Annotated in this window: 14 protein-coding genes and 1 tRNA gene; 10 read left to right on the top strand and 5 right to left on the bottom strand. The window is 69.3% G+C overall.

Features of this window, described 5'->3' with window-relative positions:
* The first annotated feature begins 9 nt into the window (after positions 1-9).
* The 6 genes from E5671_RS14960 to E5671_RS14935 all read left to right on the top strand — a co-directional run bounded on the left by E5671_RS14960 (position 10) and on the right by E5671_RS14935 (position 7,929).
* Positions 10-918 (top strand): helix-turn-helix domain-containing protein, encoded by a 909-nt coding sequence (locus E5671_RS14960; protein ID WP_160504456.1) that lies wholly within the window; start codon positions 10-12, stop codon positions 916-918.
* A gap of 11 nt (positions 919-929) precedes the next feature.
* Positions 930-1,265 carry a chorismate mutase gene (locus E5671_RS14955; protein WP_160504455.1) on the top strand — a complete coding sequence of 112 codons (336 nt, stop codon included), beginning with the start codon at positions 930-932 and terminating at the stop codon, positions 1,263-1,265.
* 48 nt (positions 1,266-1,313) lie between these two features.
* Entirely contained in the window at positions 1,314-3,878 is a 2,565-nt protein-coding gene (pepN, locus tag E5671_RS14950) for an aminopeptidase N (protein WP_160504454.1), read from the top strand.
* A 132-nt stretch (positions 3,879-4,010) separates the two neighbouring features.
* Positions 4,011-4,856 carry an NAD(P)H-binding protein gene (locus E5671_RS14945; protein ID WP_160504453.1) on the top strand — a complete coding sequence of 282 codons (846 nt, stop codon included), beginning with the start codon at positions 4,011-4,013 and terminating at the stop codon, positions 4,854-4,856.
* A gap of 239 nt (positions 4,857-5,095) precedes the next feature.
* Positions 5,096-6,487, top strand: a complete 1,392-nt coding sequence (locus tag E5671_RS14940; RefSeq protein WP_160504452.1) for a pyridoxal phosphate-dependent decarboxylase family protein — start codon at positions 5,096-5,098, stop codon at positions 6,485-6,487.
* Positions 6,484-7,929: a lysine N(6)-hydroxylase/L-ornithine N(5)-oxygenase family protein gene (locus tag E5671_RS14935; RefSeq protein ID WP_160504451.1), complete on the top strand. Its 1,446-nt coding sequence runs from the start codon at positions 6,484-6,486 to the stop codon at positions 7,927-7,929. The genes E5671_RS14940 and E5671_RS14935 overlap by 4 nt, the downstream gene beginning before the upstream one ends.
* Positions 7,930-7,945: 16 nt before the next feature.
* On the opposite strand, the gene E5671_RS14930 is transcribed toward E5671_RS14935, so the two are convergent.
* Entirely contained in the window at positions 7,946-8,332 is a 387-nt protein-coding gene (locus E5671_RS14930; protein ID WP_160504450.1) for a hypothetical protein, read from the bottom strand.
* Positions 8,333-8,436: 104 nt separating this feature from the next.
* Between E5671_RS14930 and E5671_RS14925 the strand changes: the two genes are divergently transcribed.
* Positions 8,437-9,618: a GDSL-type esterase/lipase family protein gene (locus E5671_RS14925; RefSeq protein WP_160504449.1), complete on the top strand. Its 1,182-nt coding sequence runs from the start codon at positions 8,437-8,439 to the stop codon at positions 9,616-9,618.
* A gap of 9 nt (positions 9,619-9,627) precedes the next feature.
* Here E5671_RS14925 and E5671_RS14920 read toward each other — a convergent pair whose 3' ends face one another.
* Positions 9,628-11,433, bottom strand: a complete 1,806-nt coding sequence (locus tag E5671_RS14920) for a bifunctional metallophosphatase/5'-nucleotidase (protein ID WP_160504448.1) — start codon at positions 11,431-11,433, stop codon at positions 9,628-9,630.
* A 173-nt stretch (positions 11,434-11,606) separates the two neighbouring features.
* Between E5671_RS14920 and E5671_RS14915 the strand changes: the two genes are divergently transcribed.
* Positions 11,607-12,332 (top strand): SIMPL domain-containing protein, encoded by a 726-nt coding sequence (locus E5671_RS14915; RefSeq protein ID WP_160504447.1) that lies wholly within the window; start codon positions 11,607-11,609, stop codon positions 12,330-12,332.
* 165 nt (positions 12,333-12,497) lie between these two features.
* Positions 12,498-13,934, top strand: a complete 1,437-nt coding sequence (gene pyk / locus E5671_RS14910; RefSeq protein WP_160504446.1) for a pyruvate kinase — start codon at positions 12,498-12,500, stop codon at positions 13,932-13,934.
* A 3-nt stretch (positions 13,935-13,937) separates the two neighbouring features.
* On the opposite strand, the gene E5671_RS14905 is transcribed toward pyk, so the two are convergent.
* The 3 genes from E5671_RS14905 to E5671_RS14895 all read right to left on the bottom strand — a co-directional run bounded on the left by E5671_RS14905 (position 13,938) and on the right by E5671_RS14895 (position 16,931).
* The gene (locus E5671_RS14905) at positions 13,938-15,842 is read right to left on the bottom strand and encodes an alkyl/aryl-sulfatase (RefSeq protein ID WP_160504445.1); all 1,905 of its coding nucleotides are present in this window, start codon (positions 15,840-15,842) and stop codon (positions 13,938-13,940) included.
* A gap of 119 nt (positions 15,843-15,961) precedes the next feature.
* Entirely contained in the window at positions 15,962-16,750 is a 789-nt protein-coding gene (locus E5671_RS14900) for a helix-turn-helix domain-containing protein (RefSeq protein WP_160504444.1), read from the bottom strand.
* Positions 16,751-16,856: 106 nt separating this feature from the next.
* Positions 16,857-16,931, bottom strand: a tRNA-Leu gene (locus tag E5671_RS14895).
* 100 nt (positions 16,932-17,031) lie between these two features.
* On the opposite strand from E5671_RS14895, the gene E5671_RS14890 reads away from it, so the two are divergent.
* Positions 17,032-17,688, top strand: a complete 657-nt coding sequence (locus tag E5671_RS14890) for a response regulator (RefSeq protein WP_160504443.1) — start codon at positions 17,032-17,034, stop codon at positions 17,686-17,688.
* The last annotated feature ends 47 nt before the right edge of the window (positions 17,689-17,735 follow it).

The following is a 17,735-nucleotide window of genomic DNA, read 5'->3' as shown; positions in this document are numbered from 1 at the left end:
CACCAGCGGATGTACCACACGTGGATGCGGTATTTCACGCCCAGCCCGGCCCACCACCGCCTCGGCCTCGCCTGCCTAGGCGTCGGCCTGCAGCACGGCCTCCTGCCGACCGTGGGCCCGCGCACCCTCGACCACCACGTCGCCGTCGTCGTGAGCGCGGGCGGCGGCTGGTTCCAGGGACCCGACGGCCGGCGTACGACGGTGACGGCGCCCGCGCTGATCTGGCTCACCCCCGGAGTGCGCCACCACTACGGGCCCGACCCGGAGAGCGGCTGGGACGAGTGCTTCGTCGACTTCACCGGGCCCGCCACGACGACGTACACCGAACTCGGCTACATAGAACCCACCCGGCCCGTCGTGCCGCTCTCCGACGCGACCGGGGCGCGTGCCGCCGTCGGGCGCATCGCGCGCGCCGCACGGCGCGGCAACCCGCTCCTGGAGGTCGAGACGGGCGCCGCCGTCCACGAACTCCTCGTCGCGCTGCGCAGGGCCCGCGCCGACATCGCCCCCGACGGCGACCCGGTCCTCCAGGCACTGGCCCGCGACGCCTTTCAGCCGCTCTCCGTCGCGGGGCACGCGGCACGGCACGGCATGACACCCGCGGAACTGCGCACGGCGGTGCGCAGGGGCGCGGGATGCAGCCCCAAGGACTACCTCCTCGGTATCCGCCTGGGGCGCGCCAAGGAACTGCTCGCCGCCACGGAGCTGCCGGTCGCGGCCGTCGCGCGCCGCGTCGGCTACGACGACCCCGCGTACTTCTCGCGGCTTTTCACGCGCCGCGTGGGCATGGCACCCGTCCGCTTCCGTGAGCAGCAGGGACGCGCGGTCCCGGGCGGCTGGTCGCAGCAGATCCCCGACCCGGACCACCCGCCGATTCTGCGCTCTTCCGCCGTCGGCGGCGAAGGACCGGCAACGTAGGCTCGTGGACCATGACCACCAGCCACACAAGTGACGCGAACGGAGCCGGTGCCGCGGACGAGGCCGTGCGCGCCGAGCTGTCCCGCCTGCGCGACAGCATCGACAACATCGACGCCGCCGTCGTCCACATGCTCGCCGAACGCTTCAAATGCACCCAGCAGGTCGGCCATCTCAAGGCCAACCACCACCTCCCGCCCGCCGACCCGGCCCGCGAGGCCCGCCAGATCGCCCGGCTCCGCGAGCTCGCGGAGAGCGCGAAGCTGGATCCGGCGTTCGCCGAGAAGCTCCTCAACTTCATCATCGCGGAGGTCATCCGCCACCACGAGACGATCGCCAAGTCGTCCTGACGCGGACCACCGGGGCCGCCTGTCAGTGACATCAGGCAGCATGGACGCATGCCCGTACTGACGCGCGACGAAGCGCAGACCCGAGCCCGGCTCATCGACGTCCAGCGGTACACGGTCGAGCTCGACCTGACCCGGGGAGCCGAGACCTTCGACTCCCGTACCGTCATCCGGTTCACGGTGCTCGGGGAGCCCACGGACGGTCCCGCCGCCACGGCGGACACCTTCGTCGAGCTCAAGCCTGCCGAGCTGCGCTCCGTCACCCTCGACGGGCTGCCGCTCGACCCGGAGGGCCTCGTCGAGAACCGGCTCGCGCTCACCGGGCTCACCGCGGGCGAGCACGAACTGCGCGTCGACGCGGCCATGCGCTACTCGCACACCGGCGAGGGCATGCACCGCTTCACCGACCCCACGGACGGCGAGACGTACACGTACACGCAGCTGTTCATGGAAGACGTGCAGCGTGTCTTCGCCGCCTTCGACCAGCCCGACCTGAAGTCCGTCTTCGAGCTGACCGTCACCGCCCCCGAAGGCTGGACGGTCCTCGCGAACGGCGTCACCGAGCACATCGGAGGCGGGACGTGGCGGGCCGCGGCCACCCCGCTGATCTCCACGTACCTCGTCGCCGTCGCCGCGGGCCCCTGGCACTCGGTCCGCACCGAACACCGCGGCCTTCCCTTCGGCATCCACTGCCGCCGCTCGCTCGCACCCTTCCTGGACGCCGACGCCGACGAGATCCTCGACGTCACGCGCGCGTGCTACGACCGGTACCACGAGAAGTTCGACGAGCCCTACCCCTTCGACTCCTACGACCAGGCGTTCGTCCCGGAGTTCAACGCCGGCGCGATGGAGAACCCCGGACTCGTCACCTTCCGCGACGAGTTCATCTACCGCTCAGCCGTCACCGACACCGAGCGGCAGACCCGCGCCATGGTCATCGCCCACGAGATGGCCCACATGTGGTTCGGCGACCTCGTCACCCTGCGTTGGTGGGACGACATCTGGCTGAACGAGTCCTTCGCCGAGTACATGGGCTTCCAGACGACCGCCGAAGCCACCCTTCCCCAAGCTCTCAACTCCGTTCGAGCAGGGGAGACCCCATCCACCGACCCCTGGACGGACTTCGGCATCGCCCGCAAGGCCTGGGGCTACGACGCCGACCAGCGCCCCTCCACCCACCCCGTCGCCCCCGACCCCGACGCCGTGCCCGACACCGCGTCCGCGATGCTCAACTTCGACGGCATCTCGTACGCCAAAGGCGCCTCCGCCCTGCGCCAACTCGTCGCCTGGCTCGGCGAGAAGGACTTCCTCGCCGGCATCAACACCCACATCGCCCGGCACAAGTTCGCCAACGCCACCCTCGCCGACTTCATCGAATCCCTCGCCCAGGCCACCGACCGCGACGTGCACGGATGGGCCGACACCTGGCTGCGCACCACCGGCGTCGACACACTCACTTCGACGGTCACGCACGACGCCCGCGAGTGGACGCTCGACGTCGAACGGGACGGCAGCCGCCCCCACCGCGTCGCCGTCGGGGTGTACGACCGCGACCTCACCGACCCCCAGGGCCTTGTCCTGCGCGAGCGCCACGAGAGGGACGTCCCCCGCTCCGGGGCCTCCGCGCCGCGCGACGGCGGCCGCCCCGCCCTGATCGTCCCGAACGACCAGGACCTCACATACGCCAAGATCCGCCTCGACGAGGTCTCCATGGAGACGGCCCTGCGCAGCCTCTCCCGCGTCCCGGACGCGCTCACCCGCGCCGTCCTGTGGAACAGCCTGCGCGACATGGTCCGCGACGGCGAGCTCGACGGCATGACCTACCTGGAGACGGCCCGCGCGCACCTGCCCGACGAGACCGACCTCGCCCTCGTCCAGGGCGTCCTCGCCTTCGCCACCACCCACGTCGCGGGCCGCTTCCTCCCCCCGGAGCTGCGGGCCGTCGCCCTCGCCACCCTCACCGAGCTGTGCCGCGACCTGATCCGGCGCACGGAGGACGGCTCACACGCGGGCCTGCGGCTCACCGCCGTGCGCGGCTTCATCGACGTGGCGACGCGCCCCGACCCGCTCCAGGAGTGGCTCACCGAGGGCACCGTCCCCGGCGGCCCCGAACTCGACCCCGAGCTGCGCTGGCGCGTCCTGACCCGTCTCGCAGTCCTCGGCGCCGCCGGCGAGTCCGCGATCGCCGCCGAGCTGGAGCGCGACCCCAGCGCCACCGGGCAGGAGGGCGCGGCCCGCTGCCGTGCCGCACTGCCCGACCCGGAGGCCAAGCGCCGCGCCTGGGAGGCGATGTTCGCCTCGGACGACCTCTCCAACTACCTCCTCACCGCCACCGCCCAGGGCTTCTGGCAGCCCGAACAGGCCGATCTCGTACGGGAGTACGTCCCCCGCTACTACCAGGACGCGGTCGCCGTCGCCGCCCGGCGCGGCCCCGCCATCGCGGACGTCGCAGGACGGTGGGCCTTCCCGGTCTCCGCGGTGGACGCCGAGACGCTCCGCCTGGGCGAGGAGTGCCTGCGCGACGCCGACCCCATCCCCGCGCTGCGCCGCAAGCTGGCCGACCAACTGGACGACCTGGCGCGGGCGTTGCGGGTACGGGAGGCGACGCGGGCCTAGGCCGTGCCGACGGAGTTCAACGACAGGGCCTAGGTCCGTGGACCGACCCGGACCTGGTCCCAGCCGACGATTCCGTGGCCCGCGCGGCCGCCTAGGGTCGAAGATCCAGCACAAGATCCTTAGGAGCCCGCTGTGATCGTCGCCACCGGTGCCACCGGAAACGTGGGCCGCGCCCTCGTCACCCAGCTCACCGCCGCGCACGTCCCCGTCCGCGCGCTGACCCGCGATCCGCTGCGGGCGGGGCTGCCGTCGGGCGCCGAGGTGGCGCGCTTCGACCCCGCCGCCGAACCGGCCGACCTCGCCCCCCTCTTCGAAGGCGCGACCGCGCTCTTCCTGCACCTGGCGGCCGTCGGCGACCACGCCGACGCGGTCCTCGCGGCGGCCCGCAAGGGCGGCGTCCAGCACGTCGTCGCGCTGTCGTCGGGCATCATCCAGGAGGGAGCCGACGAGACGCACCCCATCCACGTCGCGCACGCGGACCTGGAGGAGCGGGTGCGCCGCAGCGGCCTCGACTGGACCTTCCTGCGGCCCAACGCCTTCGCCGCCAACTCCTTCCAGTGGGCGGACCAGATCCGCGCCGGCGACACCGTACGCGGCCCCTTCGCCGGAGCCCTCACAGCACCCATCCACGAGGCCGACATCGCCGCCGTGGCCGCTCGCGCGTTCCTCGACGACGGCCACCGAGGAGTCGCCCACCGCCTCACGGGCCCCACCGCGGTGTCGACCGAGGAGCAGATCCACACCATCGGCCAGGCACTGGCCCGCGACCTGCGGTTCGTAGAGGTGCCCCCGGAGGAAGTCACCGAGGACATGTTCCCCCACATCCCCGCGGCAATGCTGCCGACCGTCCTGGAGTCCTTCGCCGAACTCGTCGGCACAGCACCGGAGATCACCTCCACCGTGAAGTCGGTAACGGGCACCCCGGCACGAACATTCACGGAGTGGACACGGGACCACGCAAACGATTTCCAAGCCTGAGACGGCCCCCGGGCCGGCCCCGTAAGGGGCGCGGGGAACGGCGCGAGCAACCAAGACGCACCCGCAGTCGAATCCCGTCCCCCCACGCGGGAGCGACTAGCACCCGGGCCCACCCCCGCACCCCCTCTCCCCGCACCAGTACCACTTTCGGGTTCGGATCGTTGAGCTCTCCGGGCGTGCCGTCCGCTCGGCGGACAGGCTGGTTGTCCCCGCCCGCGCGCACCCGAAGGACATCGCCCATGAGCACTCCGCCGCCCCTCGCCGGAGGAGCCCAAGGCCCGGACGCGCTGCGGCCGTTGCTCACCACCACCCTGGAAGCCCTGCGCACCGGGGCGACCGCCCGCGGAGGACCGCTCCCCGCGGGCGGCCCCACCGCGGTGGCCGCCCGAGTGCGCGAGGCCACCGGCCAGATCCTGCCCGCCCGGGGCGAAGGCGCCGAAGCAGCCCTCCGCACGCTGGTCCACGCACTGGCGGAAGGCGCCGCCGACCCCGCCGACGCCCTCTGCGCCGCCCACCTGCACTGCCCACCGCTCGCCCTGGCCGTCGCCGCCGACCTGGCCGCGTCCGCGCTCAACCCCTCGATGGACTCCTGGGACCAGGCCCCCGCCGCATCGGAGATCGAGACCCTGGTCACCCGCGCCCTCACGGCGGAGACCTACGGCCCCGGAAGCTCAGACGCCCTCGTCACCACCGGCGGCACCGAGTCCAACCAGCTAGCCCTGCTCCTGGCCCGCGAGCGCACCGCCGCGCACGGCCCCCTCCAGCTCGTCGTCGGCGAGAACGCCCACCACTCGCTCGGCCGCGCCGCCTGGCTGCTCGGCATGCCGGAACCGGTCACCGTCCCGGCACCCGCAGGTGTCCTCGACCCGGCCGCGCTCGACGAAGCGCTCTCCGAACTCACGGGCCCACCCGGCACGTTCCTCGTCACCGCCACCGCCGGCACCACCGACGCGGGGCTCATCGACCCCCTCGACCAGATCGCCGACCTCTGCGCGGCCCACGGCGCCCGACTGCACATCGACGCCGCGTACGGCGGCCCGCTCCTCTTCAGCAACGTACGAAGAGCGCTGCTGCACGGCATGGAGCGCGCCGACAGCGTCACGTTCGACCTGCACAAGCTCGGCTGGCAGCCCGTCGCCGCCGGGCTGATCCTGGTCCGCGACGGCCGCGACCTCGCCGCGCTCGGCCACCACGCCGACTACCTCAACGCGGGCGACGACACCGAAGCAGGCCTCCCCGACCTCCTCGGCCGCTCCCTGCGCACCACGCGCAGACCCGACGTACTCAAGATCGCCGTCACCCTCAAGGCCCTCGGGCGCGAGGGCATCGGCGCACTCGTCGACCAAGTCTGCGCCCAGGCGCAGGAGTTCGCCGGGCTTGTCACCGCGCACCCCGGCTTCGAGCTCTACGACCAGCCCGTCATCAGCACCGTCCTGTTCCGTCCCGTCGGCGCCGACGACGACCACATCGCGTACGTCAGGCGAGAACTCCTCACCCAAGGACGCGCCGTCCTCGGGCGGGCCAGGATCGACGGACGCCGCTGGCTCAAAGCCACCCTGCTCAACCCGCACACCCGGCCCGGCGACCTCGCCGAGCTCCTGAAGCTCGTGGAAGGAACCACCCCCCGATGACCGGCCAGAACGACAAGCCCGCCCCGCCGCTCACCACCCCCGAAGAACCCCGGGACCTGGTCGGCATCGGCATCGGCCCCTTCAACCTCTCCCTCGCCGCCCTCGCCCAGCCCCTGGCCGCACTCGACGCCGCCTTCTACGAACAGCGGCCCGCCTTCCACTGGCACCCCGGGCTCCTCATCGACGGCGCAAGCCTCCAAGTACCGTTCCTCGCCGACCTGGTGACCCTCGCCGACCCGGCGAGCCCCTGGTCCTTCCTCAGCTACCTCAAGACCCGCGAGCGCCTCTTCCCCTTCTACTTCGCCGAGCGGTTCCACATCCAGCGCGCCGAGTACGACGCGTACTGCCGCTGGGTCAGCGAGAACCTCCCCGCGCTGCACTTCGGGCACCAGGTCGACGCCGTGCGCTGGAATCCCGAACGGGACCTCTTCGAAGTCGACTTCACACAGCTCGACGCCGACGGAGAGGCCGAGGCGCTCGGCCGGACGTACACGAAGAACATCGCCGTCGGCGTCGGCACCGCGCCCCACATCCCCGAACCCCTCAAGCCCCTCGCGGACGCCCCCACCGTCCCCGTGATCCACTCCGCGGACTATCTCCTGCACCGCGACCGGCTGCTCGCCGCCGACCACATCACCGTCATCGGCTCGGGCCAGTCCGGCGCCGAGGTCTTCCTCGACCTGCTCAAGCACCGCCCGATCGGCGCCGAGAAGATCCACTGGCTCGCCCGCACCGAGGCCTTCGCGCCCATGGAGTACTCCAAGCTCGGCCTGGAACACTTCACCCCCGACTACACCCGCTACTTCCACTCCCTGCCCGAATCGGTGCGCGACGGCCTCGTCCCCCACCAGTGGCAGCTCCACAAGGGCATCGACGCCGACACCATCGCCGCCATCCACGACGAGCTCTACCAACGCACCCTCCACGGCGGCTGGCCCGACGCCGTCCTCACCCCCGGCGTCTCGGTGCGCACCGCGGGCCGCGTCGCCACCACCCGCGTGGAACTCCACCTGGAACACCTCCAGCAGGGCACCCGCTCCCGCCTCACCACGGACGCGGTCGTGCTCGCCACCGGCTACCGCGAACGCCCCCTCGGCCAGCTCCTCGCGGGCCTCGACCCCTACATGCGCCGCGACTCCTCGGAGCGCCCCCGCATCGACGAGCAGTACCGCCTCGTCCTCGACCCCTCCGTCACCGCCACCGGCAGCAACGTCTACGTACAGAACGCCGAACGCCACACCCACGGCGTCGGCGCCCCCGACCTCGGCCTCGCCGCCTGGCGCAGCGCCACCATCCTCAACTCCCTGACGGGACAGTCCCCTTACCCGCTCCCGCAGCGCACCGCGTTCACCAGCTTCGGCCTCCAGACACCGGAGGGACACACCACCGCGGCCGGCCGCATCGGCGAGCAGCGCGGCAACCTCGTACGCCTCAAGAACTGACACCCAAGGCCCCGCCTCAGGTGGCCAGCTCCCCGATGGGCGCGACGACCCGCAGCGTCCTCGGACACGACCACACCGCGGCCCCCTCCACCACCCCGGCCCGCAGCGGATGCGTGTCGGGGTGCGCGGGACACTCCGGCCACACCGCGGGCTTCAACTGGGCGCACAGCTCCTCGACCGCCCACCCCTGCACCTGATCCGCGACGTCCGCGACCCGCTCCGCCGCGCTCTGGTGGGCCGCGACCGAGACGCCCTGCCCCGAGCCGTCGGACGCGTACACCATGACCACGTCCTCGCCCTGGCCGAGGAAATCCGCCTCCTCGACCACGGTGGCCCGCACGGCGCACGTGGCCGAAAGGTCGCGGAGTACGGGGTCGAGCGCTGTCCCAAGTGCGTCATCCATGGACGGAATTGTCCGCCCCCAAGCGCTGTCGCGCCGCCGAATATTCCTGCGCGAAAGACACCGCAGGACGAAATACCGACGCCATCCGCCCTGTTCAGCCGAGCATGACAACAGACTCCAAGGCCTCCTGGACCGCAGCGTTCCGCTCCGCCGTCGTCAGCCCCCACGAGAGCATCGACCTCTTCGAACTCCGCGCCTTCTCCCGCCAGACCCTCCGTCAGATCATCCGCCTCGACGGCGGCGGCAGCGCCGTCCGCGTCCGCCTCAGCAACCGCTACGGCAAGGAACCCCTCCACATCGGCGGCGCCCGCCTCGCCAGACGCACCGAAGGCAGCGGCATCGAGTCCGGCAGCGACACGCCCCTGCGCGTCGGCGGCGCCGAGGACTTCACCGTCCAGGCCGGGGAAGAGATCATCAGCGATGCCGTCGAGGGCACCTTCACCGCCGGTGACGAACTGGCCCTCAGCCTCTGGCTGCCCGAGGACACCGGCCTCTCCACCTACTCGGCGGTGCCGCTGCGCACCGGCTACGCGGTACCCGGCAACGCCCTCTTGGCGCCCACCCTCGACGGCGCCGAAGGCCTTGAGGAACTCGCCACCCGCCACTTCATCAGCGGGGCCGACGTCCTCGCCCCCGCCGGCACGGCCGTCACGGTCGCCTTCGGGGACTCGTGGTTCGAGGGCACGGGCACCACGCCCGACACCGACCGCCGCTTCCCCGACCTGCTCAACGACCGGCTGCGGGAGGCCGGAAGCGACGGCTGGGTGGTCAACCAAGGGCTTTCCGCCAACCGCCTGCTCACCGACGAGATCGGCGAACACGCCCTGGCCCGCCTCGAACGCGACGCCCTGGACGTGCCCGGAGCCACCCACGTCCTGGTCCACTTCGGCCTCAACGACCTCGGCATCCCCGGCCAGGAGGCGTTCCCGGAGACCGCGCCCATACCCACCGCCGATGACCTCATCGCGGGCTTGACCGCCCTCGCCGACCGGATCCACGCAGCCGGGCTGACCGCGATCGCCACCACCATCGGCCCCTACAAGGACACCGTCTTCGAGGGCTACTCCACCCCCGAGGGCGTGGCCGTGGCCCGCGAGGTCAACGACTGGATCCGGGGCGCCGAAAGCCCCTACGACGCCTACGCCGACTTCGCCGCGGCCGTCGCGGACCCGGCCGACCCCGACCGGATCCACGACGACTACGACAGCGGCGACGGCCTGCACGTCAACGACGCCGGCGCGAAGGCCCTCGCCGACGCCATCGACCTGACAGCCCTGAAGGCCTAGCAGGCAGGCCTAGAAGACGGGCGTACCGTCCCGGGTCAGCTTCCAGTCCACCGACGCGAACTGGCCCGGGTCCACCGTCCCCTTCGCCCGCACCCACTGGATGATCGTGTTGCGGATCTCGTCCGAGTTCGCCCACAGCTGCTTGGCACCCGCCACGTGCGGGAAATTCCCGCCGCCGCTCGCACGGTAGTTGTTGACCGCCAGCACGAACTCGGCCTTCGGGTCGATGTCCTTGCCGTCGAAGCTCAGCTTCGCGATGCGCGAACCCGCGGGCTTGGCGATGTCGATCTCGTACGTCACGCCGTACAGCGCGTCGTAGTTGTAGTCCGGGATCTTGTCCGCGTTCGTCAGCTTCGCCGGGTCCACCGGGGCACCGGCCGCCGTCTGCACGTAGTAGCGCGCCGAGAACTCCAGGTACTCCTTGAGCTGCGCGCCCGTGACGAGCCGCGCCTCAAGCGTGTTCTCGAACGGGTAGAGCCCCGCCGCGTCCTTGATCGTCACCTCGCCCGCCGGGACGCCCGCCGTACGCGAGAAACACGAAGCCTGCGAGAGCACGGGAAGCGCCGCGTACTGACCGCCCTTCAGCGCCTCCTTGACCGTCTCCGCCTGGACATGGCTGATCAGATCGATGATCGCGACATCCTTGTACGGGCCTTCGGCCGCGCTCATCGCCTGCGTCGACGTACCGATGACCTGGTTGACGTACGCGACGACCTTCTTGTGCTCATCGGCGAGGAGCCGGGTGACCTTCCTGTCCTCCGCCGCCGTATTGGAGTTGAGGACCTTCGCACCGACCTTCTCCACCGTCCAGCGGCCCTTGGCCCACACCAGGTCGAAGTCGAAAAGCGTCAGGCGCTGGCCCCACTTCAGCGGCTCGGAAAGGACGACCTTCTTTCCGGTCTCCTTGTTCTCCACGAAGTACTCGGCGATCTCCGTGTGCGCGTGCCCGACCAGGATCGCGTCGATGCCGGGCACCTGCTCGGCCACCAGACCCGCCGCGTTCTCGATGTACGGGAGCTGATCACCGTACGAGGACGTGCCGCTGGAGCCGGAGTGCGCCGAGACGATCACGACGTCCGCGCCCATGGAACGCAGCTTCGGCACCCACTTCGCCGCCTGCTCCTCAAGGCCCGGAAACGTCATCTTGCCCTGGACGTTCGCCTTGTCCCAGATCGCGATACCGGGATTCGTCAGGCCCAGAACCGCCACCTTCACGTCACGGCCGTGCGGGGTGCGCAGACGCTTCATGAAGTACGGCGGGAAAGCGGGCCTCTGCGTCTTCGCGTCGAGGGCGTTGGCGCCGAGCAGCGGAAAATCGCACTGCTCCTCGAACTTCCGCAGCACGGGAATGCCGTAATTGAACTCGTGATTTCCGAGCGCCGCGGCGTCGTAGCCGATGCTGTTCATCGCCTGCGCCATCGGATGGACCGGGCCGTGCGCGGCGGTGATCGGGTCGATCTTGGCGTAGTAATAAGAGAGTTGGGTGCCCTGAATGGTGTCGCCCGCATCGATGAGAAGCGTGTTGCGGCGGCCTCTCTCCTCGCGGATCTCGTTCACGAGCGTGGAGATCTTCGCCAGACCCACGTCGTTGTGGTCCTTGTCGTCGAACTCCTTGTCCGTGAAGTAGTCCCAGTTGAAGACATTGCCGTGCAGGTCCGTCGTGCCCATGACGGTGAACGAGTACCGCTTCTTCCGCTTGGCGGGCTCCCCGGGCGCCTGCGCCGACACGGAGGGCGCGGCAGCCACGCCTCCCGCGAGCGCCACGCCCGTGGCGACGGCGGACTTGCCCAGGAACTTCCGGCGGTTCAGCGGCATTTCATACTCCCCTTGGACCTCTGGTCGACCGATGTAACGCGCGTAGATAACGCGCGTAGATTCTGACCCCGACCACCCCACCGGCAACAGACCCCGCAGGTTTCGATCCGATGACTGTCCGGTGCCGCGTCCGATGGCTGTCCGCTGCCGCCCCCCAGTGCGAGAGTGGCCGCATGGACGAGACCACCCCCGAGACCACCCCCACCCCGCCCCCCTACGGCACCCCCGACGCCCCGCGCCTGGCCGTCAAAGGCGAAGCACACCTCGAAGTCGACCCCGAGATCGCCCGCATCGGCATCACCGTCAGCGCACGCGGCACCGACCGGCGCGACGCCCTCAACGACCTGACACACCGCAACGCCACCGTCATCGACCTCGTGAAGACCTACGGCGAATCCGTCGAAACACTGGAGACCGGCGCCTTCTCCATCAGCCCCGAACTCACCAAACACGGCCGCGGCGAACGCGTCCGCGCCTACCACGGCCGGGTCCACATCACAGCCGAACTCACCGACTTCACCGCCCTCGGCGAACTCACCACACGCCTCGCCGACCTCGAACTGACCCGCGTCGACGGCCCCTACTGGGCCCTGCGCCCCGACTCGCCCACCCACCGCGAAGCCCGACAGCAGGCGGTCAGGGAAGCCGTGCAGCGAGGCAGGGAATACGCGGACGCACTGGGTACCTCGCTCGCCGCCCTCGTCGAGCTCGCCGACATCGGCGCCGAGAACGCCCAGCCCTACGGCTACGGCGGCCCGACACCCGCCATGCGCACCGTCGCGTACGGCGGCGCGGCCGACATGGCCCAGGAAGCCGCCCCCCTCGACCTCGAACCCCAGCGACAACACGTCTACGCACAGGTCAACGCGCGCTTCACGATGACACCGCCGCAGCTGTAGTCACACAAGGGCTTTACGTGCTTTACGCCGCGGGGCGCCCGTAAATCGCTCATCAGAGCAGCGCCCCGCACAATTCAACACTTGTCAATAACCCTTCACGCAAAGGTTGTTGAGTAGTCATGCCCAGCCAATTCTCTACCCGTCGGTAAGGCCTAGGCTCGAAGCATGCGCCGAGCAAAAATCGTCTGCACCCTGGGCCCCGCCACCGACTCGTACGACCAGATCAAGGCACTGGTCGAAGCCGGAATGGACGTAGCCCGCTTCAACCTCAGCCACGGCACCTACGCCGAACACGAGGAGCGCTACCAGCGCGTACGGAAGGCATCCGACGAGACAGGCCGCAGCGTCGGCGTCCTCGCCGACCTTCAAGGCCCGAAGATCCGCCTCGGCCGCTTCAGCGAAGGACCCGTACTCCTTGAACGGGGCGACGAGTTCACCATCACCGTCGAAGAAGGCGTCGAGGGCGACCGCCAGACCTGCGGCACCACCTACGACGGCCTCGCCCAGGACGTCACCCCCGGCGAACGCATCCTCGTCGACGACGGCAAAGTGACCCTGGAGGTCACAGCGGTCGACGGGCCCCGCGTCACCACCACCGTCGTCGAAGGCGGCATGGTCTCCGACCACAAGGGACTCAACCTCCCCGGCGTCGCCGTATCCGTCCCCGCCCTCTCCGAGAAGGACCAGGCCGACCTGCGCTGGGCCCTGCGTTCAGGATTCGACGTCATCGCCCTGTCCTTCGTCCGCAGCGGCCGCGACATCGAAGACGTCCACCGCATCATGGACGAGGAAGGCCGCCGCCTCCCCGTCATCGCCAAGGTCGAAAAGCCGCAGGCCGTCGAGAACATCGACGACATCGTCGCCGCCTTCGACGCGATCATGGTCGCCCGCGGCGACCTCGGCGTCGAGATGCCCCTCGAACAAGTGCCGATCGTCCAGAAGCGCGCCATCAAACTCGCCAAGCGGAACGCGAAGCCGGTCATCGTCGCCACCCAGATGCTCGACTCGATGATCGACAACTCCCGCCCCACGCGCGCCGAGGCCTCCGACGTCGCCAACGCCGTCATCGACGGCACGGACGCGGTGATGCTCTCCGGCGAAACCAGCGTCGGTAAATACCCCATCGAGACCGTCCGCACGATGGCCCGCATCGTCGAAGCCGCCGAGGAAGACATCCTCGCCAAGGGCCTCCCGCCCCTGACCGAGCGCAACAAGCCCCGCACCCAGGCCGGCGCCGTCGCCCGCGCCGCCGCCGAAATGGGCGACTTCCTCGGCGCGAAATTCCTCGTCGCCTTCACCCAGTCCGGCGACACCGTCCGCCGCCTCTCCCGCTACCGCTCACCCATCCCGCTCCTCGCCTTCACCCCCGACCGAGCGACGCGCTCCCAGCTGAACCTCACCTGGGGCGTGGAGACCTTCCTCGGCCCGCACGTCGAATCCACCGACGCCATGGTCCGCCAGGTCGACGAGCTGCTCCTCAAGTACGGACGCTGCGAGAAGGGCGACGTCGTGGTCATCACCGCGGGCTCCCCACCCGGAGTCGCCGGCTCCACCAACCTCGTACGCATCCACCACATCGGCGAGGACGACAGCACCCAGTAGCACCTACGGCGTCACGATCGCGAAATCCGGATCCGGCTTGTCCACGACGCCGAGCAGCCGGGCCAGGAGCGACGCGTCGCCCTCCACCTCGATGTCACCAAGCCCCTTGCCGCCCAGCAACGCGAGCAACTGGGGCTTGGTCATCGTCAGCGTGACACCCGCGTCCGGGTCCCTCTTCGCGTCGCTGCGGTAGGTCAACACGCCGTTGCGCAAGGTCAGATGCCACACCTTGCCCAGCGCCGGAAGACTCCAGTCCATCCGCAGCTTCAGATCCCACGCCTTCGGGCCGTTCACGCGGATCGCCACGGAATCGATCAACTGATCCACGGAGAGGGCCATCAACATGTCGGCACTCGCGACGGAGGTGGGGGTGCCCCGCACGCCTTCGCGAAGTTCCTGGGCGCCCATCAGATAGAAGTTCCGCCACACGGCATTCTCCGAGGCCTGCCCCAACTTCGTGTAGAGCTTGGCGAGTTCGAACTTGGCGGCCTTGTGCCCGGGGTCCGCGAACACGACATGATTGAGCAACGTCACCGCGAACCGCAGATCACCGCCCTTCGCGAACGCCTTGGCCTTGGCAACCGTCGCCGTACGCCCACCCATGGCCTTGACGTACCGCTTGGCCTCCGCGACGGGAGGGTGCTCCCACAGATGCGCCGGGTTGCCGTCGAACCACCCCATGTACCGCTGATAAATGCCCTTCACGTTATGGCTGAGCGACCCGTAGTAACCACGATTCGCCCATACGCCGGCAAGCGCGGGAGGCAACTCGATCTCCTCGGCGATCTCCCGCCCGGTCATCCCTGAATTGATCATCCGCAGCGTCTGATCATGCATGTACGCGTACAGGTCCCGCTGCTGCTCAAGCAGCTCGACGATGGTGTCGCCACCCCACGTAGGCCAGTGATGCGAGGCGAAGGCGACATCGACCCGCCCGCCGAACAACACCACGGACTCGTTGAGGTAGCGCGCCCACTGCCGGGCATCCCGCACCTGCGCACCACGCAACGTGATGATGTTGTGCATCGTGTGCGTCGCGTTCTCCGCCATGCAGACGGCACGCAGCTCGGGAAGAACGAAGTTCATCTCAGCGGGCGCCTCGGTCCCCGGCGTCATCTGAAACTCGAACCGCACCCCGTCCACGGTCTCGACCTGACCGGTCTCGGTGATGTCCTTGGTAGGCGGAATCAACCCGATCGACCCCACCGAAACGGTCTGCCCGAGACCGCAACCGATTTGCCCCGCAGGGGACTTCGGGAGCAGCGCCCCGTACATGTACCCGGAGCGCCGCTGCATCGCAGTCCCGGCGTAGACGTTCTCGGATACGGCGTGCTCCATGAAACCGTCGGGAGCGAGGATCGGCACGTCACCCGCGCCATCAGGCAGCACCCCACGGCAGCCGCCGAAGTGATCGACGTGCGGATGCGTGTAGATGAGCCCGGTGACCTTCTTGGGACCGCGGTGCTCGCGGTAGAGCTTGAGCGCGGCGGCAGCGGTCTCCGCCGAGATCAGCGGATCGATGACGACGACACCGGTGTCACCCTCGACGAGCGTCATGTTCGACAGATCGAGGCCACGCACCTGGTAAACACGGTCCGTGACCTTGTAGAGCCCCTGCTTCGCCACGAGCTGCGACTGGCGCCACAGGCTCTTGTGCGCGGTCTTGGGGGCGTCTTGGTTCAGGAAGCCGTACGCGTCGCTGTCCCAGACGACCTGGCCCTTGGCGTTCTTCACCACTCCCGGAGTGAGGGCGGCGATGAACCCCTTGTCGGCGTCGGCGAAGTCGTCACCACCACTGCGGGTGCCTTCGCGGTCGATCGCGGACGCGGTCTGGGGATTCATGGCCACGGCCGCCGCGGCGGCACCCGCGGCAGCGGCGACGAAGCTGCGCCTGTTCAGGGGAGTCATGGGGCCGAAGATCGCAGCGGGGTACTGGGCGGGGCAAGGGTTCGCCGTGGATTTGGGGCAACTCCCAGGGAGGCCGGGGGAGGGGTGTGACGTGTCCTATTGCGTGGGCGTGGGGTGGGTCAGTATTTGGGGCCTACGTGGGTGTCCATGAGGGCTACTGAGGCTCTGCGGGCGACGGAGATGTTGTAGGGGTTGCCGTGGCGGGTGCAGTGCTTCCATTCGACGCCGAGCTTGTCGAGAGTGTCGGTGTAGAGCTTGCGGATGTCGTCCGAGACATTGGTGAACCAGTACCTGGGGTATTCGTAGCGCTTGCGCTCCCCGCCGACCATTCGGGTCGTCCAGTTGAGGTTCCGGCAGCCGTCGGAGTGGATGAGGCCGCGGACGAACTCCCAGGGGTGGGCGTCGACGATCTCCTGTTGCCAGGGCTCGAGGGCGATCCGACGCTCGTGCTTCTTGCCCGCTCCGTGTTGCGGGAACATGCACCACAAGTGGTTCGAGTAGACCTTGACGTTGCTGCACCCCTTTCTGCGCACTCGGCAGACGGAGTTGTCCGGGAAGACGGTGCGCATGGCTCGCTCGCAGTCGTCCATGAGCCCGGGCCACGACTCGGTGCAGGTGATCATGAGGCTGGGCGTGCGGTGCCCCGAGTACTGAATGATGTGCCCGTCTCCTAGGTAGAGCCCCAGAAGGTAGGAGTACGCCGTCCTATCGAGATCGCAGCCGTCGCACTGCGGGCACTTGGGGTCGTGTTTTCCCGGACACTCTCCGCGTTTGGCGCGGTCCATATGTCGCCAGTACGAGATGGTGCCGCTCGGGACATTCAGCTGGCGGGCAACGTCCGCGTTTTTCGTGCCGCCTCGCAGCAGCGTGAGGGCTTTCTGCCGTACCTCTGTGCCGTGGAAGTTCATGGCACAACTGTGTGCGCCTGATCATGGCGGCGAGCAGCAAAAAGCGGATGTTCACGGGAACGAGAACATCCGCTTGCGGGTGGTGACCTTGGAATCCAAGGAAAAGTGCCCCGGGTGGGACTCGAACCCACACTGTAAGGTGTTTGAGACCTTCGTCTGCTGCCAATTGGACTACCGGGGCCTAACGAATCGAAGGTTCTCCCCGACCCGCTGCCCAACCACCATACCGCAGCTAGGTAGGCTCTTGGGAGCTGCACCCCAGCCCTGATCGAGGAGCCCCCGTGACTTCCCCCGAGTCGCCCCAGCCCGTAGCCGATGACGACGACAAGTCGCACGTGCCTCCGCTGACGACCCGTGTCGTCATCGCCGAGGACGAGGCTCTTATCCGGCTCGACCTCAAGGAGATGCTCGAGGAAGAGGGTTACACCGTCGTCGGTGAGGCCGGTGACGGTGAGAAAGCCGTCGAGCTGGCCCGCGAGCACCAGCCGGACCTGGTGATCCTTGACGTGAAGATGCCCGTCATGGACGGCATCTCCGCGGCCGAGAAGATCGCCGAGGAGTCCATCGCCCCGGTGCTCATGCTGACCGCGTTCTCGCAGCGTGACCTGGTCGAGCGGGCCAGGGACGCGGGCGCGATGGCGTACCTCGTGAAGCCCTTCAGCAAGACCGACGTTGTCCCGGCGATCGAGATGGCCGTCTCGCGTTTCACGGAGCTGAAGACGCTGGAGAAGGAGGTCGCGGACCTCACCCTGCGTCTGGAGACGCGGAAGCTGGTGGACCGCGCGAAGTCGATCCTGCAGACGGAGTACGGCCTGACGGAGCCCGCCGCGTTCCGTTGGATCCAGAAGACGTCGATGGACCGGCGTCTTTCGATGCAGCAGGTCGCGGAGGCGGTCATCGAGGACGCCGACGAGAAGAAGGCGGCCAAGGGGCAGTAGTCCCCGCTCGCTCACACACGCATACGAGAAGGCCCGCACCCCGAAGC

The organism is Streptomyces sp. BA2 (assembly GCF_009769735.1).
GTDB lineage: Bacteria > Actinomycetota > Actinomycetes > Streptomycetales > Streptomycetaceae > Streptomyces.
Note: the sequence above shows the minus strand (reverse complement) of the source record. Positions and strands in the feature narration are given on the sequence as shown.